Annotated in this window: 23 protein-coding genes, 1 tRNA gene and 1 pseudogene; 11 read left to right on the top strand and 14 right to left on the bottom strand. The window is 68.7% G+C overall.

The window, feature by feature from the left end:
• Position 1: 1 nt before the first annotated feature.
• Positions 2-907 carry an ABC transporter substrate-binding protein gene (locus NS3_RS25400; protein WP_067864659.1) on the bottom strand — a complete coding sequence of 302 codons (906 nt, stop codon included), beginning with the start codon at positions 905-907 and terminating at the stop codon, positions 2-4.
• A gap of 301 nt (positions 908-1,208) precedes the next feature.
• Here NS3_RS25400 and NS3_RS25395 point away from each other — a divergent pair, with 301 nt between their 5' ends.
• The 5 genes from NS3_RS25395 (at position 1,209) to NS3_RS25375 (ending at position 5,205) form a co-directional block, all read left to right on the top strand.
• Positions 1,209-2,855, top strand: coding sequence for an acyl-CoA synthetase (locus NS3_RS25395; protein ID WP_067864656.1), 1,647 nt, complete (start codon positions 1,209-1,211; stop codon positions 2,853-2,855).
• A gap of 78 nt (positions 2,856-2,933) precedes the next feature.
• A complete protein-coding gene (locus NS3_RS25390; RefSeq protein WP_157101526.1) occupies positions 2,934-3,260 on the top strand; it encodes a hypothetical protein in 327 nt (108 codons plus the stop codon).
• Between the two features lie 107 nt (positions 3,261-3,367).
• On the top strand, positions 3,368-3,874 hold the full coding sequence (locus tag NS3_RS25385; protein WP_067864650.1) for a hypothetical protein: 507 nt from the start codon (positions 3,368-3,370) through the stop codon (positions 3,872-3,874).
• A 141-nt stretch (positions 3,875-4,015) separates the two neighbouring features.
• Positions 4,016-4,489: a PRC-barrel domain-containing protein gene (locus NS3_RS25380; protein ID WP_245649806.1), complete on the top strand. Its 474-nt coding sequence runs from the start codon at positions 4,016-4,018 to the stop codon at positions 4,487-4,489.
• A 212-nt stretch (positions 4,490-4,701) separates the two neighbouring features.
• On the top strand, positions 4,702-5,205 hold the full coding sequence (locus tag NS3_RS25375; protein ID WP_084495912.1) for a PRC-barrel domain-containing protein: 504 nt from the start codon (positions 4,702-4,704) through the stop codon (positions 5,203-5,205).
• A gap of 63 nt (positions 5,206-5,268) precedes the next feature.
• On the opposite strand, the gene NS3_RS25370 is transcribed toward NS3_RS25375, so the two are convergent.
• A complete protein-coding gene (locus tag NS3_RS25370) occupies positions 5,269-6,390 on the bottom strand; it encodes an isocitrate/isopropylmalate dehydrogenase family protein (protein ID WP_245649805.1) in 1,122 nt (373 codons plus the stop codon).
• Between the two features lie 186 nt (positions 6,391-6,576).
• Here NS3_RS25370 and trxA point away from each other — a divergent pair, with 186 nt between their 5' ends.
• Entirely contained in the window at positions 6,577-6,948 is a 372-nt protein-coding gene (gene trxA / locus NS3_RS25365) for a thioredoxin (RefSeq protein ID WP_067864641.1), read from the top strand.
• Between the two features lie 69 nt (positions 6,949-7,017).
• Here the strand turns inward: trxA and NS3_RS25360 are convergent, their stop codons facing one another.
• Positions 7,018-7,470 (bottom strand): alpha-isopropylmalate synthase regulatory domain-containing protein, encoded by a 453-nt coding sequence (locus NS3_RS25360; protein ID WP_245649804.1) that lies wholly within the window; start codon positions 7,468-7,470, stop codon positions 7,018-7,020.
• A gap of 413 nt (positions 7,471-7,883) precedes the next feature.
• Here NS3_RS25360 and NS3_RS25355 point away from each other — a divergent pair, with 413 nt between their 5' ends.
• Positions 7,884-9,374, top strand: coding sequence for an amidase (locus tag NS3_RS25355; protein ID WP_067864638.1), 1,491 nt, complete (start codon positions 7,884-7,886; stop codon positions 9,372-9,374).
• A 13-nt stretch (positions 9,375-9,387) separates the two neighbouring features.
• Here NS3_RS25355 and NS3_RS25350 read toward each other — a convergent pair whose 3' ends face one another.
• The 9 genes and pseudogenes from NS3_RS25350 to NS3_RS25315 all read right to left on the bottom strand — a co-directional run bounded on the left by NS3_RS25350 (position 9,388) and on the right by NS3_RS25315 (position 21,026).
• A complete protein-coding gene (locus NS3_RS25350; RefSeq protein WP_067864635.1) occupies positions 9,388-10,284 on the bottom strand; it encodes an RNA polymerase sigma-70 factor in 897 nt (298 codons plus the stop codon).
• A 29-nt stretch (positions 10,285-10,313) separates the two neighbouring features.
• Positions 10,314-11,549, bottom strand: coding sequence for an NAD(P)/FAD-dependent oxidoreductase (locus NS3_RS25345; RefSeq protein ID WP_067864720.1), 1,236 nt, complete (start codon positions 11,547-11,549; stop codon positions 10,314-10,316).
• Between the two features lie 84 nt (positions 11,550-11,633).
• Positions 11,634-14,369: a DNA polymerase I gene (gene polA, locus NS3_RS25340; RefSeq protein WP_067864632.1), complete on the bottom strand. Its 2,736-nt coding sequence runs from the start codon at positions 14,367-14,369 to the stop codon at positions 11,634-11,636.
• A gap of 110 nt (positions 14,370-14,479) precedes the next feature.
• A complete protein-coding gene (locus NS3_RS30205; protein WP_245649808.1) occupies positions 14,480-15,175 on the bottom strand; it encodes an ABC transporter ATP-binding protein in 696 nt (231 codons plus the stop codon).
• Positions 15,176-15,400: 225 nt separating this feature from the next.
• Positions 15,401-16,312 (bottom strand): annotated as a pseudogene (locus NS3_RS30200) (ABC transporter ATP-binding protein); the annotation flags it as partial.
• Between the two features lie 41 nt (positions 16,313-16,353).
• Positions 16,354-17,796 (bottom strand): branched-chain amino acid ABC transporter permease, encoded by a 1,443-nt coding sequence (locus NS3_RS25330; protein ID WP_067864629.1) that lies wholly within the window; start codon positions 17,794-17,796, stop codon positions 16,354-16,356.
• Positions 17,793-18,830 (bottom strand): branched-chain amino acid ABC transporter permease, encoded by a 1,038-nt coding sequence (locus NS3_RS25325; protein WP_067864626.1) that lies wholly within the window; start codon positions 18,828-18,830, stop codon positions 17,793-17,795. Before NS3_RS25325 ends, NS3_RS25330 begins: the two co-directional genes overlap by 4 nt.
• Positions 18,831-18,919: 89 nt before the next feature.
• Complete coding sequence (locus NS3_RS25320) at positions 18,920-20,119, bottom strand: branched-chain amino acid ABC transporter substrate-binding protein (RefSeq protein WP_067864623.1); 1,200 nt, start codon at positions 20,117-20,119, stop codon at positions 18,920-18,922.
• 271 nt (positions 20,120-20,390) lie between these two features.
• Positions 20,391-21,026, bottom strand: a complete 636-nt coding sequence (locus NS3_RS25315) for an ANTAR domain-containing response regulator (RefSeq protein WP_174550520.1) — start codon at positions 21,024-21,026, stop codon at positions 20,391-20,393.
• A 222-nt stretch (positions 21,027-21,248) separates the two neighbouring features.
• Here NS3_RS25315 and NS3_RS25310 point away from each other — a divergent pair.
• The 4 genes from NS3_RS25310 to NS3_RS25295 all read left to right on the top strand — a co-directional run bounded on the left by NS3_RS25310 (position 21,249) and on the right by NS3_RS25295 (position 23,832).
• Positions 21,249-21,335: transfer RNA gene (locus NS3_RS25310), tRNA-Leu, on the top strand.
• A 193-nt stretch (positions 21,336-21,528) separates the two neighbouring features.
• Complete coding sequence (locus NS3_RS25305; protein WP_084495910.1) at positions 21,529-22,434, top strand: DUF3558 family protein; 906 nt, start codon at positions 21,529-21,531, stop codon at positions 22,432-22,434.
• A 206-nt stretch (positions 22,435-22,640) separates the two neighbouring features.
• Positions 22,641-23,255 carry an arsenate reductase/protein-tyrosine-phosphatase family protein gene (locus tag NS3_RS25300; RefSeq protein WP_067864615.1) on the top strand — a complete coding sequence of 205 codons (615 nt, stop codon included), beginning with the start codon at positions 22,641-22,643 and terminating at the stop codon, positions 23,253-23,255.
• A 193-nt stretch (positions 23,256-23,448) separates the two neighbouring features.
• Positions 23,449-23,832: a hypothetical protein gene (locus tag NS3_RS25295; RefSeq protein ID WP_245649803.1), complete on the top strand. Its 384-nt coding sequence runs from the start codon at positions 23,449-23,451 to the stop codon at positions 23,830-23,832.
• Between the two features lie 85 nt (positions 23,833-23,917).
• On the opposite strand, the gene NS3_RS25290 is transcribed toward NS3_RS25295, so the two are convergent.
• The gene (locus NS3_RS25290; protein ID WP_245649802.1) at positions 23,918-24,814 is read right to left on the bottom strand and encodes an acyl-CoA thioesterase; all 897 of its coding nucleotides are present in this window, start codon (positions 24,812-24,814) and stop codon (positions 23,918-23,920) included.
• Between the two features lie 12 nt (positions 24,815-24,826).
• A complete protein-coding gene (gene pyk, locus NS3_RS25285; RefSeq protein WP_174550519.1) occupies positions 24,827-26,248 on the bottom strand; it encodes a pyruvate kinase in 1,422 nt (473 codons plus the stop codon).
• Positions 26,249-26,266: the final 18 nt, after the last annotated feature.

Raw genomic sequence — 26,266 nt, 5'->3', positions numbered from 1 at the left:
ATCAGCTCACGGCCCCGTTGATCACCGACTCGGTGATGGCGCCTTCCTGCACACCCCAGTTCTCGGTGATCTCCTTGTACTGCCCGTTCTGGATCAGGTGGTTGACCGCGGCCTGCAGGGCGGCGGCCAGCGGCGAGCCCTTCTCGACGGCCCAGCCGTACGGGGCGGAGTCGAAGACCGGGCCGGCGAGTTCGATCTTGCCGTCGCTCTGCTTCACCGCATAGGCGGTCACCGGCGAATCCGCCGACATCGCGTCGACCTGTCCCTGGACCAGGGCGTTGGTGGCCGCGCTCTGCTCGTCGAAGGCCTTGATGTCGATGGGCGCCTTGCCCTCGGCCACGCACTTGTCGCTCTTGGCGGGCACCTCGTCGGTGTGCTCGACGGTGGTGGCCTGCACCGCGACCCGCAGGCCGCAGGCGTTGTCCGGGTCGACCGGCTTACCGGTCTGCTGGGCCCACTGGATGCCCGCGTTGAAGTAGGTGGTGAAGTCGACCTGCTTCTCGCGCTCCTCGGAGTCGGTGATGGAGGACATGCCGACGTCGTAGGTGCCCGCCTGGATCGCCGGGATGATCTTCTCGAACGCCGATTCCACGTATTCGGCCTCGATACCGAGCACGGCGGTGACCGCGTTCATCAGGTCCACGTCGAATCCGACGATCTTGCCGGAGGCGTCCTTGTACTCGTTGGGCTGGTAGGGCACGTTGACGCCGATCACCAGCTTGCCCGCCCGCTCGATGTCCTCGGGCAACTTCCCGGCGATCTCGGCGACCTCGGAGACCTCGACCTTGGCGACCTCGTCACCGGAGCCCTCGGTGTTGGTCGTGCACCCGCTCAGGATCAGCGCGCCGCCGAACACCGCGCACAACGCTCGCACACCGGAACTGCCCACCACGGAACGAACAGACACAGCAGCCTCCACTCTCCATGGGTGAAACCGCGCGTTCACCACACGGTCGCAATGTAAGCGACACAACGCACCCGCGCTGGACAGTAATGCAAAGGAAACAGAACTCAGAGCATTCCCGCGGTCGGGGTCGCAGCCTCCGGAGATAGACCTCGGCGATCACCTGACCGCGGCCGAGCCTCCCGGTCCGCGAAGGGATCTCACCAATAAGTGAATGAGGATTCTCACGCTGGGCTACGCTCGGCCCCACTGGTGCGGGGGCGCGGGAACGCGGTCGATTCGAGTGAGGAGTGCAGTGGGAAAGATGGTTTCGCCACGGGAGATCGTGCGGACGGCGACCGATGCGGTCGCCGCGCTGAGAGTGCTGAGCAAGCGCGGGATGATCGACCCGCTGCGGCCCGCCGAGACGCTGCGCACCGTGCGCGACTCGGAGATCTACGGTCCCTTCACGACGGTGATGCGACACGGGGTGCGCACCCACCACGATTCCCCCGCCCTCGTCGACGAGCGTGGCACGCTGACCTTCGCCGAACTCGACCTGCAGTCCGACGCCCTGGCGCGCGGCCTGGCTGCGGCCGGGCTGGGCGCGGACACCGTGCTCGCCTCGCTGTGCCGCGACCACCGCGGCATGATCCTGACCATGCTGGCGGCGGGCAAGCTCGGCGCGCGTCTGGTCCTGATGAACACCGGCTTCGCCAAGCCGCAGCTGGCCGATGTGTCGATCCGCGAGAAGGTCGAGGCGATCCTGTACGACAGCGAGTTCACCGGAGTCGTCGAAGCGGTGCCCGCGACCACCAAGCGCTTCCTGACCTGGGTCGACGAGCCGGTCGCCGGCGACACCACGCCCACGATCGACGCGCTCGTCGCGGCCCATTCCGACGGCCCGCCGCCCGCGCCGCCCGCCGAGCCCGGCGGGATCGTCATCCTGACCAGCGGCACCACCGGAACGCCGAAAGGCGCACCGCGCGAAAAGGTCTCACCGCTGACCTCGGCCCAATTCCTCGATCGCATCCCGTTGCCGAAAGAGGACACCATCATCATGGCCGCGCCGGTCTTCCACGGCACCGGGCTGTCCCAGCTCGGATTGGGCTGGGGCCTGGGCAACAAGGTGGTGCTGCGTCAGCGCAAGTTCGATCCGGAGGCCACCGTCGCGGCGATCGCCGAGCATCGCGCCGCCACCCTGGTACTGGTGCCGACCATGCTGCAGCGCATCGTCGACCTCGGCCCCGAGGTCCTCTCCCGCTACGACACCTCGTCGCTGCGGGTGATCTTCGCGGCCGGTTCCGCGCTGTCACCGGATCTGAGCGCCCGCACCGAGGCCGCCTTCGGCGAAGTCCTCTACAACCTCTACGCCTCCACGGAAGTCGCCGTCGCCGCCGTGGCCACCCCGCGCGACATGCGTGAAGCGCCCGGCACAGTGGGCCGCCCGCCGGTCGGTTGCCGGGTGGCGATCTACGACGAGCAGCGCAGGAAGGTCACCGAGCCGGGAGTGGTCGGCACGATCTTCGTCTCCAGCGGCCTGAGTTTCAGCGGCTACACCGACGGCCGCACCAAGGAGACCGTCGACGGCCTGCTCTCCAGCGGTGACGTCGGGCATTTCGACGCCGAGGGCAGGCTGTTCATCGACGGCCGCGACGACGACATGATCGTCTCCGGCGGCGAGAACGTCTTCCCGCTGGAAGTGGAGAATCTGCTGGTGGAACGGCCCGACGTGCTCGAGGCCGCCGTCGTCGGGGTTCCCGATCGCGATTTCGGCAAGCGTCTGCGCGCCTTCGTCGTCACCACCGCCGACGCCGCCCGCGATGCGCAGGAGATCAAGGACTACGTCAAGGCGAACCTGGCCCGCCACAAGGTGCCCCGCGATGTCGTCTTCCTCGACGAACTGCCCCGCAACGCCACCGGCAAGCTGCTGCGCCGGACGCTCGAGGAACACGAGACCACCGCGGGCTAGCTCGGCACAGGGGCCAGACACGCCGAACTCACGGCTGCGAGTTCCAGGCGTGTCCCCTGCCGGGGAACAATGGCGCGCGTGACCGGTGTGCCGGAGATCCGCGATCTGGACTGCCTGGTGGAGATCACCTGGCCGGCCGGATCGCGGCCGTGGTGGGCGGCCCGGCACACCGGCACCGGCGCGCAGGTCGCGGCGGCGCTGGACGAATTGGCGGTGCGGGTGCGCATCGATCACTGGGCCCGTGCGCTGGCGGTACTCGACGAACCGCTGATCGGCTACAGCCTCACCGTCTGCGATCCCGACGGTGATTTCCTCATCGACTACGCGGCGGCGGTGTCGCTGCACGCGGTGCCCACCGTCATCCACGCACACGCGAGCCGGATTCGCGAATACGCCTGCCGCTAGCCTGATTCCTCACCGCCACCACAGGTTTCGGGTCGCGGCGGCTTGTAGGGTGGTCCGTCGGGGATCCCGGAGCACGTGCCGGGATCGCGGAGAAGGGAACGCAGGCGATGCCGGATGCCTCGACCGAGGTACTCCTCGACGATTTCGAGAACAGGGACGACTGGGAGATCGTGGGCGCGGGCGCGGCACAGACCCACCTGACCACCTTCGTCGAGGGCGCGCCCGCCAAGCGCCCCGGCGTCTACGCCGACGGCGAGCGCGGGGCCGACCATCGCGCGGTCGTGCTGCTGATCCGTTCGGCCACCGAGGGGTTCGAGGTCGACCTCGCGCCGCGGGCGGACCGATCGCGGATCCTGCCCGCCGCGACGAGCGAACTGCGGCTGTGGATCCGTTCGCCGCACGCCGACCTCCGTGTGTGGGCGGATCTGGCCGAGGGCGAGGTGCCGCTCGGTTCGACCTCCGCCGCGGGCGAGTGGATCCGGCTGTATCACCGGTTCGCCGCACCGATCGCCGCCACGCGACTGCGCGCCCTGCGGATCCGGCTCGATGTGGTGACCAAGCAGGCAGGCGAGGTCATGATCCTGCTCGACGACCTCACCGCGCTCACGGACTGAGCCCGATCCGGGAAATCCCGGTCGGGCCCGCCCGGCCGCACCTCGCGGAGCAGGCTGTTGTTTGCGGCGTGCCTGGCACGGGTAGGAGCGGGTACGCCCCGCACGGCCAACCGAGATCCATCCGACAACCGAGGAGTGATCATGGCTCAGTCATTGCTCGACTCCGTGATCGGCAGCACGGTTCTCGACGCCAACGGTGAAACGGTCGGCGCCGTCGAAGAGATCTACATCGACAACGACAGCGGTTCACCGACCTGGGTGGCGGTCGCCACCGACATGGTCGACGGCAATTCGCTGGTCCCCCTGTCGGGCGCCCAGCATCGGTACGACCGCGAATCGCTGCGGGTCCAAGTCAGCAAGGAACGCGTGCGCACGGCCCCCCACCGCGACCGCGACGGCGGAGTCAGCCGCAGGGCCGAAGCCGAACTGTTCGCGCACTACGGCATCGACCCGCGCCGCGGCGGCTGGGACACCTACGGACGCCATCACATCCACCCCGGGTCCGACGAGCCCCTCACCTATGGACCGGACGCACAGCCGCGTCACCACAACTCGATCCGCACGGAGCCGGTCGCCTCTGTGCGACTGCGCAGGTACGTCGCCGCGGAGCGGTGACCGGTCCAGGCGCGGAGCGGTGACCGGTCCAGGCGCGGAGCGGTGACCGGGCCAGGCGCGGAGCGGTGACCGGGCAGCCGCGGAGCGGTGACCTGCGGCGTTTGCCGATGGGTCACCGCGGGTAGTTGCGTGGATGTAGCTGATCAGCACCTCACGCCCCGACGCCTTCTCGCAGGGGCCTCGGGAAACCCCACGACCACCGAGGAGCGAACATGGCTCGGTCAATGCTCGATTCCCTGCTCGACAGCCTGGTCCTCGACGCCGACGGCGCCAAGATCGGCAAAGTGAAGCAGATCTACCTCGACAACGACAGCGGCTCCCCCACCTGGGTCGCGGTGTCCACCGGATTGTTCTCCAGCGATTCGCTGGTTCCTCTGATGGGCGCCAGGCGCCAAGGCGACAACGACGCCCTGCGGGTGCAGGTGAGCAAGGACCGGGTCAAGTCCGCCCCGCACCTGGTCTCCGACGGCCGCATCAGCCGCGACGCCGAGACCGAACTGTTCTCCCACTACGGCATCGATCCCAGGCAGTCGGCCTGGGACCACGGCGCTCAGCAGATCCGTCCCGGCTCCGTCGATCCGATGCCTCGGGGACGCGCCGACGCCGCACCGCGCGAGGCGGGCATGGTCCGTTCCCAGGACCAGCTCGCGTTCGGCGCCGAACGCGAACTCGGCAAGCATCAGCGGCCTCGGGAAGAGCTTCGCGACCGCTGGTGACGAACCGGCGGCAGGACCCGGCGATGTGGCGCGGGTCCGGCCGTCGGCGCGAGGCGAACAGCGTCAGCGGCGATGCGTCCGTGCGCACACCTGTTCGGTGAACGCCGCGGTCGAGGCCGCGCCACCGAGGTCGGCGGTGGCGATGCCCGCCGCGAAAGTGGCCGCCACCGCCGCCTCGATGCGCTCGGCGGCTTGGGTCAGCGTCGCGTCGCCGTCGCGAATCCCCAACCAGCGCAACAACATCGCCGCAGACATCTGCATCGCCACGGGGTTGGCGCGATTGTGCCCGGCGATGTCGGGGGCCGCGCCGTGCACCGCTTGGGCCATCGCGCGGTTCGCCGAGCAGTTCAGCGACGGCGCGGTGCCCAGCGATCCGCTGAGCTGCCCGGCGAGGTCGGAGAGGATGTCGCCGAAGAGGTTCTCGGTGACCACCACGTCGTAGTCGCCGGAGGCGCGCACCAGATGGGCGGCGGCCGCGTCGACGTGTTCGTCGTCCACCCGCACGTCGGGATACGCCTTCGCCACCTCGTAGCAGACGTCGCGGAACAGCCCCATGGTGCGCGGCAGCACGTTCGCCTTGTGCACGATGGTCACCTTCTTGCGCCGGCTCGCGGCCAGCCGCATCGCCTCGTGCGCGATCCGCTCGGTGGCCCCGCGGGTGATCACCGAGATCGACATGGCCATATCGGCGCTGGGCTGGAACTCTCCCGAGCCGGCGAACATGTTCCGGTCGGCGTAGAAGCCTTCGCTGTTCTCCCGCACCACCACCAGGTCGATTCCGGGAGCCGCGGCTCGCACGCCGGGGAAGGCGCGGGCGGGGCGGATATTGGCGTAGAGGTCGAAACGCTTTCGGATCGCGCCGCCCGGCGGCGTCGACTTCCGGAACTCACCGGGGTAGGAGGCATTGTCGTGCGGCCCGAGCAGCCAGGCATCCAGCCCCGCGAGCACTTCGATCGTCCGCTCCGGCAGCGGCTCGCCGACATCGGCGATCGCCCGATGACCGATGACGGCCGGCACCCACTCGATCGGCGCGCCACCTGCCGCCGCCACCGCCTCGTCGACCACCACGCGGGCGGACCGGACCACTTCGGGACCGATGCCGTCCCCCTCGATCAGGCCGAGCCGTCGCGGGGCTTTCGCCGCGGCCGAACTCACGTGCCGACCGGCGTTCTTCGCTTCGCTCACCGGCCTATCATCGCCCGCCTACCCGCGCTGATCCCACGACCCGCCCGACAAGGCGTTTTCCCGCCCCACCCTCGGGTACTCCGGGCGGAACGGCGATCGACGCCACGCCGGGCGGGCATGCCCACGGGGGAAGATAGACGGCGTCCCCGGCGTTACAGCAGGCGACACACGACACGAGAGGACGTCATGGCGACCCAGACGCTCACCCAGCAGAATTTCGACGAAGTAGTCACCGGCAACGACGTGGTGCTGGTCGATTTCTGGGCCGAATGGTGCGGACCGTGCCGCAGCTTCGCGCCCACCTACGAGGCTTCCTCGACCAAGCACCCCGACGTCGTGCACGGCAAGGTGGACACCGAGGCCGAGCAGGGCTTGGCCGCAGCCGCCAACATCCGGTCGATCCCGACCATCATGGCCTTCCGCGAGGGCGTACTGGTGTTCGCGCAGCCCGGCGCGCTGCCGCCCGCCGCGCTCGAGGACCTGGTCTCCCAGGTGAAGGCGCTGGACATGGACGAGGTGCGCAAGCAGCTCGCCGAGCAGCAGTCCGCCGCGGAGTAGTCCCCACGACAGCAGCAACGGCTCGCCCACCCTTTCGGGATGGACGAGCCGTTGCTCGTCGTGGAACGGTCAGGAACCGAGCCGGTTGACGCCGGAGAGGATGGCGCGGACCGAGGACTCGGCGCTGTCACCGGCCATGGCGGCGCCCCAGCCGCGCTTGCCGTTGAACTCGCAGCGGATGAACGTCGCGGTGCCTTCGCCGGTGCGGCGCTGATGGAACTGCAGGATCTCGACCGGATAGCCCTCGTCGTAGAGGGCCGAGGTCAGTGCGGCGACCGGGCTGCCGGTGGTCGCGACGGTGCGCAGCCGGTCGGCGAACTCGAGCGTCGCGGTGTAGGCGGCGGCACGGTCACCGGTGGCGGCCCAATCACTGAGCCGGATCGGGCCGGTGTCGCGGCAGTAGCGGTCGTGGAATTCGGCCGGAGTCATCCCGGCGCTCTCGGCGCGCAGGCCGCGCGGGGCGGCGGAGGCCAGCGCCTGGGGATCGATGGTCGTGGGCATGGTGGCAAAAGACATGGTCATTGAAGGAGGTCTTCCCGAAGAAGTCGGTGGAGGGGACCAGCATCAACAGAGGTAACAGCCCGCAGCGAGGGGGCCGGTCCGAAATCAGACCCCGCTACGGCGGGTTACTACGACGGGTAGCGCGTATGCCGGGGTGGCGGCGATCTGCGCGTTCATGGTGAGCCCGGCAAGAGCCATCGGCGACGCGGCGTCGCGGTCGGCGACACCTAGCGCTGCGCTGCTGTGTTGCGCTGCGCGAGAGCGATGGGCGGGATTCGGCACGGTCTCGACAATAGGCACCCGAATGCCGGACCGCAACCTTATCGAGCCCCCGATGTCGCTACCGGTGAGTATCATCACCGCAGCTCACGGCCACGGCGCCGAACTCGGCGTGGCGCGAGCCCGACCGGGGCGAGGTGTGAGAGGAATGGCATATGCGATTCGACGAGTACCGCGCGCACGACGCGATCGGTCTGGCCGAGCTCGTCGCCGCCGGTGAGGTGCGGCCGATCGAACTGCTCGAGCTCGCCCTGGCCCGCTGCGCCGAAGTCGACCCCGATCTCGGCATCGTCACCACCCTGATGGAAGGCCCTGCCCGCGAGCGCGCCACCGGTGCCCTCGACGGACCGTTCGCCGGCGTCCCGTTCCTCGTCAAGGACCTGATGCAGGACTACGCCGGACATCCCACCTCGGCGGGCACCGGTCCGCTGCGCGCGGTGCCCGCCGCCGAGCACAGCATCGTCGTGCGGCGCTGGCTGGACGCCGGTGTGGTGATCTTCGGCAAGACCACCACTCCCGAATTCGGCTGCAAGGCCGTCACGGTCTCCCGCACCTTCGGGATCACCCGCAACCCTTGGGATCTCACGCGCACGCCGGGCGGTTCCTCCGGTGGGTCGGCCGCCGCGGTGGCCGCCGGGGTCGTCCCGGTCGCGGGCGCCAACGACGGCGGCGGCTCCATTCGCATTCCCGCCGCCTGCACCGGTCTGTTCGGCCTGAAACCCGGCCGCGGCATGGTGCCCAACGGGCCGCTGGCCGGTGACTCCATTCTCGGCGCGGGCGTGCAGGGTGTGGTGTCCCGCAGCGTCCGCGACACCGCCGCCATGCTCGACATCCTGTCCCCGCCCGACCCCGGCGCGCCCTACACGGTGGCCCGCCCGCTCCAGCCCTACCGGGAGGCCATCGCGCTGCCGCCCGGACCGCTGCGTATCGGCTTCACCGACCGCTCCCCCCTCGGCACCCCCGTGCACGAGCACGCGACCGCCGTCGTCACCGAGACCGCCCGGCTCCTGGAATCCCTCGGCCACGTGGTCGAGCCGGCCGAACCGGACATCGACGGACTGCGGCTGGCCCGCGATTTCATGACCGTCTGGACCACGCACCTGGCCGCTTCGATCGCGCAGACCTGCGCCCGCACCGGTGCCTCGCCCACCGATTTCGACGTCGACACGCAGGCCATGGCCGCCGTCGGGCGCAGCGTCTCCGGTCCCGCTCTGGTCGCCGCCGGTGAACGCTGGAACGAGTACACCCGCGCCCTGGCCGAGTTCCACTCCCGCTACGACCTGCTGCTCAGCCCGACACTGGCCGAACCGCCGCTGCCCATCGGCCGTGACGATCTGCCCCGTGTGCCTGCCGCGATCCTGCCGCACCTGTTGCGGGCGGGCGCGGGCCATATCGTCGCGCGCACCGGCATGTATCGCGCCACCGTGACCGCCAATCTCTCCGCCGCCCCGTTCACCCAGCTCGCCAATGTCACCGGCAGGCCCGCCATGAGCGTCCCGCTCGGGACGACCCCCGATGGCCTTCCGATGGGCGCGCACTTCACCGGCCCGACCGGAAGCGAAGCGCTGCTGCTGCGCCTGGCCGCCCAGCTGGAGGCGGCCGCGCCGTGGTTCGACCGGCATCCCCCGGAGATCGCCCCACGGTGAACTCGTGCGGTCGTCAGTGCAGTGACAGGGTCGTCGCCGAGCCCATGTGGGTCAGCTTTTCCGGATTGCGGACGTAGTACAGACCGGCGACCCGGCCCTGTTCGACACGGATCGCCAGCACGCCGTCGAACACGCCGTTCGCGTGGACCACCAGTGCCGGAGCGCCGTTGACCGCGACCCGCTCGAACGACAGCTTCGCGCCGGTCTTGCGGATGCCGCCGGACACGAAGCGGACGACCTTCTCCGCGCCGACAATCGGCCGCAACGCGGCCTGCACCAGTCCGCCGCCGTCGCTCACGATCACCACATCGGGGGCGAGCACGTCGAGAAAGCCCTGCAGATCCCAGGTCTCCAACGCCCGCTGAAACGACTCGAGCACCGCTTCGGTCTCGCGCGCCGATACCACCGCCCGCGGTCGGCGGGCCTCGACATGCGCGCGGGCGCGGTGCGCGATCTGGCGCACCGCCGCAGGCGTCTTGCCGAGCGCGCCGGCGATCTCGTCGTAGCCGACCGCGAACACCTCGCGCAGCACGAACACCACGCGTTCGGTCGGCGACAGCGTTTCGAGCACGAGCATCAACGCCATCGACATACTCTCGGCGAGTTCGACGTTCTCGGCCACGTCCGGCGTGGTCAGCACCGGCTCGGGCAGCCACTGCCCGACATAGGACTCGCGGCGGCGCCGCACCGTACGCAACCGGTTCAGCGCCTGCCGGGTGGTGATGCGGACCAGATACGCCCGCCGATCGCGCACCTGGTCCATGTCGACGTCGACCCAGCGCAGCCAGGTCTCCTGCAACACGTCTTCGGCGTCGGCAGCCGAGCCGAGCATCTCGTAGGCGACGGTGAACAGCAGATTCCGGTGTGCGAGGAACACCTCGGTCGCCGGGTCGGCGGCATGCTCGCTCATCTCCCGAATCCTTCCCTCGAGGCTGCTGGTCAACGCCCCACCGGTACGGCCTCGCCCGCTGCCCGCACCTTCCGCCCACGCTTCCTGTCCTTGAACAGCCAGGAGAACGCACCGGGCTCGCGGGCTTCGGCGGCCAATTCCTCGATCACGCCCCGGCAGGCACTCTCCTTGATCATCGCGGCGACGCGGCCACCGAACCCGAACCGGGTGACGGTGTCATCTCGGGTGGCGAGCTGGACCATGGCGGCGCGGCGGCCGAGGCCGATGCACTGACCGAAGAAGCCGACATCGATGGTCCCCGGCCGCCCGCCCTCGATCCTGGCCAGGACGGTGTCGGCGGCATGCGCCCCCAGCGGCCGCGCGCTCTGGCAACTCATTCGCAACGGCGCTCCCGACGGCGATGCCGAATCCCCCGCCGCGACGATCCGCTCGTCGTCGACGCTGGTCAGCGTCTCGTCGGTGAGCAGGCGGCCCATCGCGTCGGTACTCAGACCACTGCGTGCGGCCAGGTCCGGCGTGGAGAAGCCGGCGGTCCAGATGGTCACCGCACTGCGCAGCGTGTGTCCGCCGCTCAGTCGTACCGCATCGCGGGTCACCTCGACCGCGGTCGCGTCCGGTCCGTCGAGCATCGTCACCCCGAGCCGGGTCAGCCGCTCGACGACCGAACGCCGGATGCGCGGATGCAGGTACCCGGCGAGCGCCTCACCGCAGACCAGCGTCACCACGCGACCCTGCTCGGCCATTTCGGCGGCGACCTCGATGCCGGTCGAACCACCGCCGACGACGACCACCGGCGCCGACACGGGCGTGTCGTCCAGGGCGGGCCGCAATCGCCGCGCCTCCTCCAACGTGCCGACCCGATAGGCGAATTCGGCGGCGCCGGGAACCGTCGGTGCCGCACTGCCACTGCCCACGGCGTAGATCAGATAGTCGTAGCCGAGGTCGGGCCGCGCCGCCGGCGCGACCGTGCGCGTGGCCGGATCGATCCGGGTGACCGTGTCGACCACCAGCCGGACTCGGTCGGACAGCACGTTCCGGTAGTCCACGACCGCCACCAGCCGGACTCGGTCGGACAGCACGTTCCGGTAGTCCACGACCGCGTCCCCTGATCCGGCGGCCAGCTGGTGCAGGCGAATGCGGTTGACGAAGGCCGGTCGCGGGTTGATCAGGGTGACCGTCACATCCGCCCGCCGGGTCAGCCGGTTGGCGGCCATCACTCCGGCGTAGCCACCGCCGATCACGACGACCTCGATGTTCTCGCTCATGGTGTCCTCCTCCACTGCGGGGTTCGGACACAAGACACCGGCCGCACGGTCCGCGTGACCGCGTGTGACTCAGCTCACTTCTGATCAGTGCGCGGCGGAATCCCAGCTGCGGCCGGTGCCGACCGAGACGTCCAGCGGCACCGACAGCGAAATGGCCGAGGACATCCGATCGCGGGCCAGTTGTTCGAGCGCCTCGTGCTCCCCCTCGGCGACCTCGAAGACGAGTTCGTCGTGGATCTGCAACAGCATCCGTGACCGCAGACCCGCGGCCGGGATCGCCTGGTGCACGTCGATCATCGCGACCTTGATGATGTCGGCGGCGGTGCCCTGGATCGGGGCGTTGAGCGCCATCCGCTCGGCCGACTCGCGGCGCTGCCGATTGCCGGAATCCAGATCGGGCAGATAGCGGCGACGGCCGAACAAGGTCTCGGTGTAGCCGACCTTGCGGGCCTGCTCGACGACCTCGTGCAGGTAGTCGCGGATGCGCCCGAAACGGGAGAAATAGACGTCCATCTGTTCTTTGGCCTCGGCGGTGCTGATCTTCAGCTGGGCCGAGAGGCCGTAGGAGCTCAGCCCGTAGGCCAGCCCGTAGGACATGGCCTTGATGCGCCTGCGCACCTCCGGGGTCACCTCCAAGATCGGGATGTCGAACGCCTTGGAGGCCACGAAGCTGTGCAGATCCTCGCCGGAGTTGAACGCCTCGATCAGCCCTTCGTCGCCGGACAGGTGTGCCATGATCCGCATCTCGATCTGGCTGTAGTCGGCAGTCATGAGCTCGGTGTAGCCGGACCCGACGACGAAGGTGTCGCGGATCATCCGGCCGGTATCGGTGCGGATCGGGATGTTCTGCAGGTTCGGTTCGGTGGAGGACAACCGGCCGGTGGCCGCGATGGTCTGGTTGAAGGTGGTGTGGATGCGGCCGTCGTCGGCGACCGACTTCAGCAAACCGTCCACGGTCACCTTCAACCGGGTGGCGTCGCGATGCGCGAGCAAGTGTTCGAGGAAAGGGTGCTGGGTCTTCTCGAACAGCGATTCCAGCGCGTCGGCGTCGGTGGTGTAGCCGGTCTTGGTGCGCTTGGTCTTCGGCATGTCCAGCTCGTCGAACAGCACGACCTGCAACTGCTTGGGCGAGCCGAGATTGATCTGCTTGCCGATCACCCCGTAGGCCGCGTCGGCGGCCTGCGCCACTTTGTCGGCGAACTGCCGTTGCAACGCCCCGAGCTGATCACAGTCCACCGCGATACCCGCGTGCTCCAACTCGGCCAGCACCGACAGCAGCGGCAACTCCATATCGGTGAGCAGCGCCGTGGATTCGATCTTCTCCAGCTCGGCGTCCAGCGCCTCGGCCAGGTCGAGCACCGCGCGGGCGCGCAGCATCTCCGCGCGCGCGGTCTCCGCGTCGAGGGTGTCCTCGTCGTCGAGCAGCGAGAGCTGGGCGCTGTCGTCGATCTCGGCGCGCAGCTCTCGGTGCAGATAGCGCAGCGAGAGGTCGTCGAGGTTGAAGCTGCGCTGGCCCGGCCGCACCAGGTAGGCGGCCAGCGCGGTATCGCTGGTGAGCCCCCCGAGGGTCCAGCCCCGCCCGCGCAGCGCGTGCATCGCCGCCTTCGCCTCGTGCAGCGCCTTCGGCACCCCCGGGTCGGCCAGCCACGCGCCCAGCGCCGCCTCGTCTTCCGGCGTCAGGATCGCGACATCGATGTAGCCGCTTTCCCCGTCGCCGCCCGCGATGGCCAGTGCCGTCACGTCACCGTGCGCGGGCGTGCCCTTGCCGACGACCGAAACACCGTGGCGCACACCGGATTTCGCGTGCTCTGCCAGCCAGTCCGCGACCGCGCCGACGGCGAGCGCGCCACCGCTGATCTCGAACCCGGCGTCGGCCTCGGGCTGCGGCGGCGCCAGCGTCTCGAACAGCCGGTCGCGCAGTACCCGGAACTCGAGGTCGTCGAACAGCCGGTGGATCTTCTCCCGATCCCACGGCCCCTGCGCCAGCTGATCCGGGGTGTAGGGCAGCGATACGTCCTTGACCATCTCGGTCAACTGCCGGTTCAGCACCACGCTGCTCAGATTCGCCCGCAGCGCGTCACCGACCTTGCCCTTCACCGTGTCGACCTTCTCCACCAACGTGGCCAGGTCGCCGTACTCGCGGATCCACTTCGCCGCGGTCTTCTCCCCGACGCCGGGGATGCCGGGCAGGTTGTCGCTCGGGTCGCCCCGCAGCGCCGCGTAGTCCGGATACTGCGCGGGCGTGAGCCCGTACTTGGCCATCACCTCGTCCGGGGTGAAGCGGGTCAGATCGGAGACGCCCTTGCGCGGGTACAGCACCGTCACGTCGTCGTCGACCAGTTGGATGGAGTCCCGGTCACCGGTGACGATGAGGATGCGGAAGCCCTGCGCCCTGGCCTGGGTGGTGATCGTCGCGATCAGGTCGTCGGCCTCGTAGCCGTCGATCGCCATCACCGGGATGCCCAGCGCGCCCAGCACGTCCTTGGTCAGCTCCACCTGCCCGCGGAACTCGTCGGGGGTCTGACTCCGATTGGCCTTGTACTCCGGGTATGCCTCGGTGCGGAAAGTCTTGCGCGACACATCGAACGCCGCCGCGATGTGCGTCGGCTTCTCGTCCCGCAGCAGGTTGATCAGCATCGCGGTGAACCCGTACACCGCGTTCGTCGTCTGCCCCGTCACCGTCTTGAAGTTCTCCGCGGGCAGTGCGAAGAACGCCCGATAGGCGATGGAATGGCCGTCCAGCAACAGCAGGGTCGGCCGGTCACCCCCGGCGGGGGCGGAGGTGGAACCCGGACGCTGAGTGGTGGTCGCTGGAGTCACCCGTCAGAGTGTATTGAGCCGCACCGACAGCGTCGGCACAGGGCAGGAGGCCGCGCGCGACGGATGCCGCCTTCGGCGAGGCGGGCAACCCCGGGAAGGCGGCGTCACGTTCAGCCCACGCCGAGGTACGCCGATTCGACCGCGGGATCGGTCAGCAGTTGCGCGCCGCTGCCCGTCTTGGTAACCCCACCGGTCTCCAGGATGTAGGCCCGGTCGCTGCGGGCGAGAGCCTGCTGGGCGTTCTGCTCCACCAGCAACACCGTGGTGCCCTGCTCGTTGATCTCGCTGATGATGCGGAAGATCTGCTGGATCACCATGGGCGCCAAGCCCATCGACGGTTCGTCGAGCAGGAGCAGGCGAGGCCGGGCCATGAGGGCGCGGCCGATGGCCACCATCTGCTGTTCGCCGCCGGAGAGGGTGCCGCCGACCTGTTTGCGGCGCTCGAGCAGGCGGGGGAAGAGCTCGAATACCCAGTCGAGGGTCTGGGCGTACTCGGACTTCTGCTTGAAAGTCCGCCCGTAGCAACCCATGTCGAGGTTCTCCTGGACCGTCATGCCGGGGAACACCCCTCGGCCCTCGGGCGCCTGGATGAGGCCCTCGACCACGCGGTCGTGCGCCTTCATCGTCGTGATGTCGCGGCCCTCGAAGGTGATGCGGCCGCGGGTGAGCGGCAGCAGGCCGGACAGGGCGCGCATCGTCGTGGTCTTGCCCGCGCCGTTGGCGCCGAGCAGGGTCACCAGCTCGCCTTCGGCCACGCGCAGCGAGACGCCGTGCAGTGCCTGGATGCGGCCGTAGTTGACCACCATGTCCTCGACCTCGAGCAGCGGGGGCGCGTCCGAGGGCTCGCGCGCCGCAGGCGCGGGCTCGGGTTCGCCGAGGTCCGGCTGCTCGCGGGCGGGTTCGGAGACCTCGATCGCCGGGCCGGCGCCCGGTTTCCGGACCGGCAGTTTCTGCGTCGGATAGTCGGCGGGCGAGGGCGCGCTCGACGGCTGCTGCGTGGACGGTGGCGGTGGCGCGGCGGCCTTGCCCGAGGCGACCTCCTCGTCCGGCACACCGAGATACGCCGCGATCACCGCCGGATCGTCGCGGATCTCCGAGGGCAGTCCGTCGGCGATCTTGCGGCCGAACTCGAGTACCACGATCCGGTCGGTCACGCCCATGACCAACCGCATGTCGTGTTCGATGAGCAGCACGGTGAACCCGTCGTCGCGGATCTTGCGGATCAGATCCATCAGCGCCGACTTCTCGCTGGGATTGAACCCCGCCGCCGGCTCGTCCAGGCACAGCAGCTTCGGCTCGGTGGCCAGCGCGCGGGCGATCTCCAGCCGGCGCTGATCGCCGTAGGAGAGATTGCGGGCCTTCTCCACCGCGCGCTCGGCGATGCCGACGAACTCGAGCAGCGCCATGCCGCGTTCGATCGCGTCGCGCTCCTCCCGGCGATGCCGCGGCGTGCGGAAGATCGCGCCGGGCACCGAGGTCTTGTGCCTGGCGTCGGTGCCGACCACCACGTTCTCCAGCGCGGTCATCTCCCCGAACAACCGCACATTCTGGAAGGTGCGGGCGATGCCCAGGCGGGTGATGGCGTTGCGTTTGGTCTTCTTCAACGGCCGGCCGTCGAAGAACACCTGGCCCGCCGACGGCGCGTAGACGCCGGTGATGGCGTTGAAGCAGGTGGTCTTGCCCGCGCCGTTGGGCCCGATCAGGCCGAGGATCTCGCCGCGGCGGATCTCGAAGCTGACGTCGTCGAGCGCGGTCAGGCCGCCGAAGCGGACGGTCAGGCCGTCGGTGCGCAGCAGCGGCTCGCCGACCGCGGTCTCGAATGCCCGATGCGGGGCGACGACCTCGGCGACCGCCTCCTCGTCGGCCAGCACAGGCAGCACCGCGGTCACGTCGACCTCGCCGGCGCTCCTGGCTTCCGGCTCGGCGGTGTAACCGGCGGCCATGTCCTCGTTGTCGAACAGCGCGTCACCCGCGCCGGGCCCGGTCACTTCTCCGCTCCGATCGGCTCGCCGACCGTGGGTTTCCGCACGGCCTGATACACCTGCCTACCGTAGGTGAGCAATTTCTGCCGTACCGGGAACAGACCCTGCGGCCGCAGAATCATCATCACCACCAACGCGATACCGAAGTACAGATATTTGAGGTCGCCCAGCGATTGCGCGCCGCCCTGCCGGAACAACAGCACACTGCCCAGCAGCAACGCCGACATCACGCCGGTGAAGACCATGCCCGCGATCACGGCGGTGCGCAGCCAGCCCATCAGCTCCTTGCCACGGAATTTCCAGAACACCAGCAGGCCGACGAAGACCAGCACGGTCACGATCAGCCACAGGTAACCGCTGGACTCGCTGTCGACCAGAGTGACCGAGCTGAGCCGTTTGGGCAGGTAGGCGATGATGAAGGCGCCGAAGATCACACCCAGCTTGTTGCCCTGGCCGCCGATCACCACCGCGCACAGGAACAGCATCGAGTTGATGATGTTGAAGCCGGTCGGATTGATGAACTGCACCTGACCGGCATAGATCGCCCCGGACAGACCACCGATCGCGGCGCCGATGGTGAACGCCCACAGCTTGAATTTGAACGCGGGCACGCCCATGACCTCGGCGGCGTCCTCGTCCTCGCGGATGGCCACCCAGGCGCGACCGACCCGGCTGCGCTCGAGGTTGCCGACGATCAGCAGCACGATGATCACCATCGCCAGGCCGAACCAGAACCAGTAGGTGCCGTAACTGGCGCGGTCGAGCAGGTTCGCGCTGTCCGGGTCACCGGTGTTGCCCGCGGAGAACACGCCGTTGGGCTTCTCCTCGGACTCGCCGACGCGCGGGTAGGCGACCCCGGACAGGCCGAGGCTGCCGTTGGTCAACTCGTGCAGATTGTCCGCGAGCAGACGGACGATCTCGCCGAAACCGAGGGTGACGATCGCCAGGTAGTCACCGCGCAGACGCAGAGTGGGCGACCCGAGGATCAGCCCCGAGATCGCCGTGACCAGCACCGCGATGGGCAGACACGCCAGCCACGCCCACTGCGGGTCGAGCCAGCCGCCGTCGGTCTGGTTCCACGGGCTGTTGGGGCTGGTCAGCAGTCCGACGGTGTAGGCGCCGACGGCGTAGAAGCCGACATAGCCGAGATCGAGCAGACCGGCTTGGCCGACAACGACATTGAGGCCGACGGCGATGAGCGCGAACATCGCGAACTCGGCCATGACCAGACCGAAGTTGTAGGACGGGGTGTCCAGGAACGAGGGCGGGAACAGCGGCAGCAGCGCGAGCAGGACGATCGCGGGCACGCCGACGCCCCACTGCGCGGGACGGGACAAGCCGTCCCACCAGGTGCGGATCGCGTCGCCGACCCCCGCGCGCGGCGGGGCCGAGGCGGGCGGAGCGGGCGGTGTCGATGCGGGCGGAGTAGCGGTCGAAGTGCTCATACCCTGGCCTTCCCGAGACTTTCACCGAGGATTCCGGTGGGACGGACCATCAGCACGGCGACCAGCACCACGAAGGCCACCACGTCGCGCCATTCGATGCCGAACAGGATCTGCCCGTACTGTTCCACCACACCGAGCAGCAGACCGCCCAGCAGCGCGCCGCGCAGGTTGCCGATACCGCCGAGCACCGCGGCGGCGAATGCCTTGATACCCAGGATGAATCCGCCGGAGTAGATGATCGCGGGCGGGATCTTGACCGCGTACAGCATCGCGGCCGCACCGGCGAGCACACCGCCGATCAGGAAGGTCAGCATGATGACCCGCTCCCGGGAGACGCCCATCAGCGTCGCGGTGTCCGGATCCTGCGCGACCGCGCGGATGCCGCGGCCGAATTTGGTCCTGTTGATCAGTACTTCGGTCGCCAGCGCCAGCGCGACCGCGGCCGCCACGATCAGGATCGCCACATTGGTGACATCGGCGCCGCCGAAGCTGAATTGGACCGTGGGGGTGACCAATTGGATGGGCTGCTGGGCATTGGCGCCGCCGAGATCGGGATCGATCTTGGGGAGCAGGAAGTGCACGAATTCCTGGAGCACGAAAGACATGCCGATCGCGGTGATCAGGAAGGCCAGCGGTTTCGCGCCGCGTCGGCGCAGCGGCCGATACGCCACGCGTTCCAGTCCGACGGCCGCGCCGCCGGAGACCGCCATACCGACGACCATCGCCAGCCCCAGATAGACCACCGTCAGCAGCACGCCCTGGTTGTAGGCGTCCGGGCCCGCCGTGAAACCGAAGATCATGAGGCCGACCAATTGGCCGAACATGCCCAGCATGAATATCTCGGAATGGGCGAAATTGATCAGCCGGAGCACGCCGTACACCAGCGTGTAACCCACCGCGACCAGCGCGTAGATGGATCCGTAGGTGATTCCGTCGACGGTCAGTCGCCAGAATTGATCGATCACCGCTTGATAATCGAATCCGATCGAGCCGGCAGCGTGAATCATCGCTCCCGCCGATACCGTTGTTGTCATGACCGATTCGCCCTCATCTTCTGCCCCCATGAAACAGCACGCACGACGGGACGTCCCTGCCCTGTCGTGCGTGCTGTGTCGCTACCGGACTACTTGACTTCGTAGATCCAGATCTGCGCGTTGGCCAGCTCGCCGTCCGGGCTCCACTTGTACTGGCGAGCCAGACCCGGAGCATCGTAGGCGCGGACGAACTCCAGCAGGTCCGGTCGGGTCACCTTGCCGCTGTCGATGCCCTTGGCCAGGACGGTGGCAAGGTCGTAGGCCTCGACCGAGTACACGCCGGGCGCCTGACCGTTCAGTTCCTGGTAGTCCTTGGTGAACTGCTCGGGACCGGGGCCGCAGGGGCAGGTCAGCACGGCGCCGGTGGCGGCGCTACCGGCCTGCGAGAGGAACTGCGGGTCGTTGACGCCGTCCGGGCCGACGAAGACCGCGTCCACGCCGCCGGACTTCAGCTGCTGCGCCAGCGGAGCGCCCTCGGCGTAGTAGCCGGCGAAGAACACCGCGTCCGGCTCGGCCGCCGCGATCTTGGTGACGGTGGCGGAGAAATCCTTGTCACCCTTCTTGACACTGGCCGCGCACGCCGGATCGGCGGCAGCGCCCAGTCCCTCGGTGACCGACTTGCCCAGGCCGACGCCGTAGTCGGTGTTGTCCTGCACGACGCAGACCTTGTCGTAGCCCGCGGTGTTCACCAGGTACTTGGCGACCGAGGGGCCCTGTACGTCGTCGTTGGCCAGGCCGCGGAAGAAGCTGGTCCAGCCGTTCTTGGTGAGAGTGGCGTTGGTGGCCGAGGAGGTCAGCGTGGGCAGGCCCGCGTCGCTGAGGATCTGGCCGGTGGCCTTGGTCTCGCCGGAGAAGGCCGGGCCGACCAGGCCGACGATCGAGCGGTCGTTGATGATCTGCGGGATCACCTGGGTGGCCTTCTGCGGATCGCCCTCGGTGTCGAACTGCTTGAGTTCGATCTGGCAGCCGGGATTGGCCTCGTTGTGCTGGGTGACAGCGAGCTTGGCACCGTTGACGATATTGATGCCCAGCGCCGCGTCGGGGCCGGTCAGCGCACCCGCCATCGCGATCGCCGTGCCGGGAGCGCAGGTCGCCTTGCCGTCACCGGCCGGATCGGCCGCCGAGGCGGGGTCGGTCGCGGGCACTTTCTCGCCCTCGAGATCCACCTGCGTCACGGGCTGGATGGACAGGCCCGCGGTGCCGGTGCCAGTCGTGTCGGAACCGCTGTCGGTCGATTTGTCGCTGCATCCGGTCAGCACGAGCGCGGCCGCGGCACCGATGGCCAGCATGCCTCGCGTCGTGCGGCCGCGCGATGTCGAACGGGACAATGCCGAACCGAACCAAGTCGAACTGCGCACGTCTCACCTCTACGTCCTGAGCTCCCCCGGGTCACCGAGGAGGCCGACCAATGTCGGCCCGGACAGAAACATAGCGTCGGTCCGGACGATCCGCACGGCAATGGGGACATGCGGGCGACGATACGGCGAATTCTTTCCGGTGATTATGTTTCCGGTGCGTAAATTCTTCCCAGGGGCGCGCCGCGCAGGACAACGCCCGGGCTCACTTGGGCGCGAGGTTCTCCAGCACCACTTCGGCGACCGCCTTCATCGTCGTGCGCCGGTCCATCGCGGTGCGCTGAATCCACTTGAACGCCTGCGGTTCCGACAGCCCCTGCGTCTGCATCAGCACACCCTTGGCGCGCTCGACCAGCTTGCGCGTCTCGAGCCGCTCGGACAGATTCGCGACCTCGCTCTCGAGCGCGGTGATCTCGTGGAAACGGCTCGCCGCCAGCTCGATCGCGGGCACCAGATCCGACTTGGTGAACGGCTTGACCAGGTACGCCATCGCCCCCGCGTCGCGGGCCCGCTCGACCAGGTCGCGCTGACTGAACGCGGTCAGGATCACCACGGGCGCAACACGTTTCGACGCGATCTCGGCGGCGGCGTCGATCCCGTCGCGGCGCGGCATCTTCACGTCCATGATCACCAGATCCGGCCGGTGCTCCACCGCCAGGTCGACCGCCTGCTGCCCGTCGCCCGCCTCGCCGACGACCTCGTAGCCCTCCTCGGTCAGCATCTCGACCAGGTCCATCCGAATGAGCGCCTCGTCCTCGGCCACGACAACCCGCTTCGCACCGGCAGACTTCTTCACCCCGGCGGCGTCCTGCGCGCCGGCATCCCCAGCTGTAGTGCTCATACCTCGACCCCTCTGCTGTCCCGACGCCTGTCCCGACCACCCACACGGCACGGCGACACCGGCATTCGGCCTCTCCCGCCCGACAGGGTGTCGAGTGAAGTAAAGACTACCGTCGCGAGGCCCTCACAACGCATATACCCTGCGCGAAGTCCACACCAGCCGGTGCGCCCCGCCCCGTTTTCGGCGATCGGCCGCCGACCCGCTATAGTTCTCCTTCGGTGCGCCGGGTTGGCGGAACTGGCAGACGCGACGGTCTCAAAAACCGTTGTCCGAAAGGACGTGTGGGTTCGAGTCCCACACTCGGCACCACGGTCATGCGACGATTTCTTCGTCGCGCCCCCCCTTCTCTCGGCTCGAGCGGTCGGCGACCGGTCCCGCCGCAGTCCGGAAACAACCCGCGTCCATACCCAGCGCTGATGGCCGGCGACCCGGCTGTGTGCCGCACAGCCCGCACCCAGAGGCGTGTCCTGTAACGACCCCGGGATACCGCGCGACAGTGAACATGAGTGTTCGTGACCCGCTCGCGGGGAATCGGCAGTCAACCGAAATCAGCCAAGCCCTTGCGCGCCTGTCGATTTCAGGCGTGACGGTGGGCACTGGACAGGGGAAGACGGGGCAGACCATGCAGATATCAGGCAAGGGGCGCCGATGGCGCGGGAGTATCGAACTGGTGCTCGGCATCGTGGTGCCGGTACTGATCGTGACCGCCTGCACGGCCGACGAACAGATTTCCGACACGGCACACTCCAGCACGGCGACGGCTGCCCCGAGCAGCGCCCCGAAGACGTCGTCCCCGACCACTACGGCGGTATCGGGCAATCTGGGCGAGACTCAGGGGAATCCCGGCGGCGGAGCAGACTCGGGGCAGACCGTCGGAGAACAGCCCGGCACCCCCGGCGGCACCGACACCTGCGGGGCGACTCCGTGCGGCACCACGGGCGATCCGGCGCCGGCGCCCGGTGGCACCGATACCTGTGGTGGTGCGACCGAGTGCGGCGTCGCCGTGTGGAACCCGTGTGGGATATCCGATGCCGATATCACGGAGTTGGGATTCCGTCCCGACAGTCGACAGACACTGAGCAACTCCGGTGGAGTGACCGACAATCACTGCCGCTGGCAGTCCCTCACCGGCAAATCCGAATTCACGATCTCGTCCACCCGGCAGACGCTGGAGGAAATCCAGCAGAGTGGGGATTACTCGGATTTCAGCTCGCTGTCGGTCGGCGGCCGGTCGGGCCTCCAGTACCGTGCGGCCCAGGACTCGAACCATATCGGGTGCTACGTCGGCCTTCCGGTGCAGAACGGACACGTCGCGTTCGTCACGCGCAACCTGATGCCCGACGCACCCGAGGAACCGTGTGCCGCGGCGCGGCGTGTCGGTGAAGCTCTGGTCGGGTACGTACCCTGATCGGCGCCGACAGGCCCGGTCCTCGGACCGGAGTCGGACACCGCCGCGGGCTGGCACTCGTTCGGTGACATCCACGGAGTATCCGACTGAATGATCGGAGGCGCTTCGTGTACGGCACGCAACACCGGGATGAATATGTCTCCGCGTTCCCGGGATTCAGGTTTACCCAGCTCATGCGGCCGCGAAACCCGATTTACCGTGTACACATGCACGTCCTGTTCGTCTGCAACGGCAACGTCTGCCGGTCGGCCATCGCCGAGCGGCTCACCCGGGCCATCGCCATCGACTACCGGCTGCCGGGGCTCACCGCCGAGAGTGCGGGGACTCGCGCGCTGGTCGGGTTTCCCATCGAGCCGCTGGCGGCGCAGACGCTGCGAGGGCTGGGCGGCGACCCCGAGGGGTTCCGGGCGCGCAGGCTCGCCGCCACCCATGTGGACCGTGCGGATCTGGTGCTCGCCATGACCGAGCAGATCCGCGATCAGATCGCGGTCGACTACGGCGCGGGGGCGCGGACGTTCACGTTGCCGCAGGCGCACCGGATCGCCAAGGTGACCGGAGCGCGCACCATCGCCGCCCTGCATGCCGCGCGCAACGACCTGTCACTGGTCGGGCGGGAGAACATCGCCGACCCGGTGGGGCTGTCGGAGGCCGCCTTCTGCGAGGTGGGCGATCGGATCGCCGAACTGCTGGTGCCGCTGATGCGGGCGCTGGCGCCGCACGAACAGCCCGTGGAGCGGGCGCATCGGCCCAGGCTGGTGGTCGGGCCGAGTGCGCATGCCCGGCCGTTGCCGAGGTTCATGGCCGCTCAGCGCGTCGGCTGAGCGGACCCACGTTTACCGGGGCGAGTACCGGAAATATCGCCCGCGGGCAAAAATCCCTTCCCAGGCTGTGTCGCCGGTGCGCCTCGGGGGATTACACTGCCCGCGAACACCTTCCGCCGTTGATGCCCTCGACACGGGACAGGAATCGGACATGCCGAAACGCATCTCGGATGTTTCGCTCCATGTGTATGCCATGCCGGAAACTCTCGCTCGGGTCGTCGACACCGTCCGGACGGTGGTGGACGATCACCTCCAGGATCGCGACGTCTTCGCCTGGCGGTTCACCCTGCCCACGGGCGAGGAAGATCCCGCCCACATCCTGCTGGCCGCCCAGTGGCTGCTCGAGCATCCCGACGAGCAGCCGGGGCCCAGAAGCACCTACGAGATCGCGCTGAGCCTGGTCGGCGCGCCCGAGGACCTCACCGGGCCGGATCTGGACGCGCTACGGCAGCGACTGCTTGGTGAGACCGCCGGACTCGAATCCGCCGGAACCGGCTTCGGCTCCGGCCTGCCCCGCACCATCACGGTGCGCAGGCGGGACAGTTTCGACTACGAATTCGAGCGCGAAATCCTCTGAGACGATGTCCGGTGCCCGAGAGCCGTCTCGGGCACCGACACCGCGTCGTTCAGCGGGCGCGGGCAATCGGCGTACTGAGAACAAGTCAGCGCCGCGGCGGGAAATGCCGGATCATGCCTTCCTGCACCGTGGTGGCCAGCAGTTCGCCGGCACGCGAGTAGAACCGGCCGGTCGCCAGGCCGCGTGAGCCCGCCGCCACCGGCGATTCGGTGGCGTAGAGCGCCCAGTCGTCGAATCGGAACGGGCGGTGGAACCAGATCGAATGGTTGACCGTGGCCGCGACGATGCGGTCCAGGCCCCACGACAGACCGTGAGTGGTGAGGATCGAGTCGAGCACCGTGGTGTCCGAGGAATAGCCCAGCGCCGCCACGTGGATCAGCGGATCGTCGGGCAGCGCGCCGTCGGTGCGCATCCAGACCCGGTTGTGGTTCAGACGCTCGCCGGTGCCCTTGAGGATCCAGGCCGGATCGTTGGTGTATCGCATGTCGATCGGGCGCGGGGCCTTGATGAACATCTCGAGCTTGTCCTCGAAGCCCTGGAAGCTCGCCTCCACGCGCGGCAGCGTCTCCGGGTCGGGCACCTCGGGCAGGGCGTGCGAGTGCTCGAGGCCCTTGCCGTACTCCTGGAAGGCGGCCAGCATGACGAACAGTTCCTGATCGTCCTGCAGCGCGGTCACCGTCCGGTTGGCGAAGGCGCGGCCGTCACGGTGGCGTTCCACCCGGTACTCGATCGGCTGCTTCGGGTCGCCGCCGCGCACGAAATGCGCGTTGACGGCGTGGATGGTCCGCTCGCCCGCGGTGCGACCGGCCGCCATGATGCCCTGCGCGACGAGCTGGCCGCCGAAGGTGCGACTCCACACCTTGTCCGGGTGGTGCCCGATGAAGACATCGGGCTCGGCTTCGTCGAGTTCGAGCAGGCCGAGCAGGATCTCGAGGTCCGAGGGTTCCTCCGGCACCGAATCTGCCCGGACGGAATCACTCACCGAGATGCTCAACTAATGGTCCTCCTCGCCGATACGGTGCACGTGGATCAGGTTCGTCGACCCGACAGTACCGGGCGGGGAGCCGGCCACGATGACCACCAGATCGCCCTTGCGGTAGCGGCCCATCGACAGCAGCGCCTGATCCACCTGGTGGATCATGGTGTCGGTGCTCTTGACCGTCGGCACGATGAAGGTCTCGGTGCCCCAGGTCAGCGCCAGCTGGCTGCGCACCTCCGGCAGCGGGGTGAACGCCAGCAGCGGCAGCGGGGTGTGCAGGCGGGCCAGGCGGCGCACGGTGTCGCCGGACTGGGTGAAGGCCACCAGGGCCTTGGCGTTGAGGCGTTCGCCGATGTCGCGGGCGGCGTAGGAGATGACGCCGCGCTTGGTGCGCGGCACGTGGGTCAGCGGCGGCACCCGGGTCGAGGATTCCGACTCCACCGCGTGCACGATCCGCGCCATCGTGCGCACCGTCTCGATCGGGTAGGCGCCGACCGAGGTCTCACCGGAGAGCATCACCGCGTCCGCGCCGTCGAGCACCGCGTTGGCCACGTCGGAAGCCTCGGCGCGGGTCGGGCGGGAGTTCTCGATCATCGACTCGAGCATCTGGGTGGCGACGATGACCGGCTTGGCGTTCTCGCGGGCCATCTGGATGGCCTTCTTCTGCACCAGCGGCACCTGCTCGAGCGGCAGCTCCACGCCGAGGTCGCCGCGGGCGACCATGATCGCGTCGAAGGCGAGCACGATCGCCTCGAGGTTGTCGATCGCCTCGGGCTTCTCCAGCTTGCCGATCACCGGCACCCGGCGCCCGACCCGATCCATCACGTCGTGCACCAGCTCGACGTCGGCGGGCGAGCGCACGAACGACAACGCGATGAAGTCCACGCCGAGCTTCAGCGCGAACTCGAGGTCCTCGATGTCCTTCTCGGACAGAGCGGGCACCGAGACGTCCATGCCCGGCAGCGAAACGCCCTTGTTGTTGGAGACCGGGCCGCCCTCGGTCACCCGGCACACCACGTCGTCGCCCTCGACGCGGACGACGGTCACGCCGACCTTGCCGTCGTCGACCAGCAGGCGATCGCCGGGCTTGGCGTCGGCGGCCAGTTGCTTGTAGGTGGTGGAAACACGGTCGTGCGAACCCACGACGTCCTCGACGGTGATCCGGACTTCCTCACCGGTGGCCCACACCGTCCGGGACTCGGCGAAACGGCCCAGACGGATCTTGGGGCCCTGCAGATCGGCCAGGATGCCCACGGCCCGGCCGACATGGTCGGAGGCCTCGCGCACCTTCTTGTAGTTCTCGGCATGGTCGCTGTGTTCGCCGTGGCTGAAGTTCAGCCGCGCCACATCCATGCCGCTCTCGACGAGTTCGCGGATACGTTCCTCGGTGGCAGTGGCCGGCCCGAGTGTGCACACAATCTTCGTCCGTCGCATCACGGGTAGAGCGTAGTCCTG

The organism is Nocardia shimofusensis NBRC 100134 (assembly GCF_001613125.1).
Lineage (GTDB): Bacteria > Actinomycetota > Actinomycetes > Mycobacteriales > Mycobacteriaceae > Nocardia > Nocardia shimofusensis.
This window is presented reverse-complemented; position numbering and strand designations above follow the sequence as displayed.